Source organism: Marseilla massiliensis (assembly GCF_016899855.1).
GTDB lineage: Bacteria > Bacteroidota > Bacteroidia > Bacteroidales > Bacteroidaceae > Prevotella.
Window position 1 is genome coordinate 1 of record NZ_JACJJG010000199.1, and the last position, 1645, is coordinate 1645.

General features: G+C 36.2%; 2 protein-coding genes and 1 pseudogene. 2 read left to right on the forward strand and 1 reads right to left on the reverse strand.

Translation table 11 applies throughout. The features are described from left to right. Positions 1-257 (forward strand): annotated as a pseudogene (locus tag H6A34_RS14335) (IS4 family transposase); the annotation flags it as partial. Between the two features lie 530 nt (positions 258-787). Here the strand turns inward: H6A34_RS14335 and H6A34_RS14340 are convergent. After that, entirely contained in the window at positions 788-1345 is a 558-nt protein-coding gene (locus H6A34_RS14340) for an ATP-binding protein (RefSeq protein ID WP_205106067.1), read from the reverse strand. Between the two features lie 175 nt (positions 1346-1520). On the opposite strand from H6A34_RS14340, the gene H6A34_RS14345 reads away from it, so the two are divergent. Further along, positions 1521-1645, forward strand: a 125-nt coding sequence (locus H6A34_RS14345) for a DUF4372 domain-containing protein (RefSeq protein WP_205105724.1), incomplete at its 3' end; no start/stop codon positions are given.

The window sequence follows — 1645 nt, forward strand, 5'->3', positions numbered from 1 at the left end:
AGCACCTCAAGATAAAGAAATTCTGGGGCACAACAGAGAACGCCGTCCGCATACAAATCAGTGTGGCTATTATCACATACTGTCTTGTGGCTATTGTCCAACATGATATGAAGTTGAAACGCTCAACCTATGAAGTTTTGCAAATTCTCAGCATATCATTGACAGACAAAACCTACTTGCGTGACCTGTTCGACAAGACTAATTTCAATGATGTCAAAGATCTAAATAATCCCATTATTCCGGGGCTATTTGATTAATTGTTTAACTCGTCTCATTTTAACGGGACACTAATGAAACAAAATTAGAAATATAATAAACGGATTTATTCATCCGCTTATTCAGGTAACTTGTATGCAAATATACTTATTTGTTTTTAATCATACAAAAATCTTTCCAGATTAACACTCCTATTGAATGTAAAGAATATAGATTGTTTTCTGTGATTGTTGAATATTGCCTCTGGGTTTAAAAATGTTTTCTCTTCTAATTAACAAAAAACTTAGAAAGACGAAGATAAGAACTATCTCAGAGTAAAAGCCAACTCCATCACCTATAACGCAAAACCACGATGGAAAACACCGTGACAACATTCCAATAGTACCAGATCATTGATATAGCAAATGTCAGGTAAAGTTTTATTTATTTGTGGTATCCACACCTCTCAGTTACATGCCAGCTACATGACTTTGCAAAATTTACGCACTGATTATCAAAAACTTATAATGCACGCATGCTTTCCCAGTTACATATCAGTTACATGCCAGTTACACTGTTTCTTTATGCCAAATTAAGGAATATAGTTATACCGCCATGCTCCATTTAGGCTTTCCTCTTTTATTAATTTAGCCTCCAATGTATCTTTTATAATTCGTGAAGCCATTGGATAATTCCTGTCCTCAATACCGAGTCTTGTTCTCAATGATTGATTGTTCATTTTCTCATTTGAAGCATATCTCAGGCACGCATGTTGGTAACAAGCCCTGATACGCTCTCCCTCATCTATCTCAGCGAACTTCCTGTATGAAAAGATGGTAACTGTTGTCCTGTTTTCTTGGACTTGAAAACGCAATTGGGGCAATTGGTAAAGTTCGATACTAAAGATAGTCGTGTCCATACCGCTGCCTATCTCCTCGCATATTCCCATTCTTCTCATAATATCAGCCAAAGAATCGTTCCTTGATTGATATTCGTCAATAAAGTGTTCTACACTTATAAGGGGCAGCCCAAGATTGGAGATTTCAATCCTATCCGAATATATTTCTACCATCGGGAATCCTTGTTCTGCAAAACCCTGATAAATGAGCATATTAACAGTCAACTCCCTAATTGCCATTTCAGGATACATACGTACCTCCGTTCTTAATGCTTGCCTAATCTCTTCAAATCATTTTGATACACTACTGTCCCGTAAAAGTGGATAAATAGTTCTTTGAAATTATTGAAATATAGCCAATTACACGGTTTTTTGAAATGAAACGGACTTGATTTTGCAACTTTGCAGTCTAATACAAATGGCTGCTATGTTCCAAGACAAATACGTATTCTCTCAATTAACCGCTTTTCTGAACAGGACTCAGTTTAACAACTATGTTCGTAAGTATGATGGCAACCGATATGTGAAACATTTCACTTGCTGGAATCAGAT

Excerpts from the sequence above, each read along its gene's own strand:
- H6A34_RS14340 (WP_205106067.1), bottom strand. The coding sequence starts at position 1,345 with ATGTATCCTGAAATGGCAATTAGGGAGTTGACTGTTAATATGCTCATT.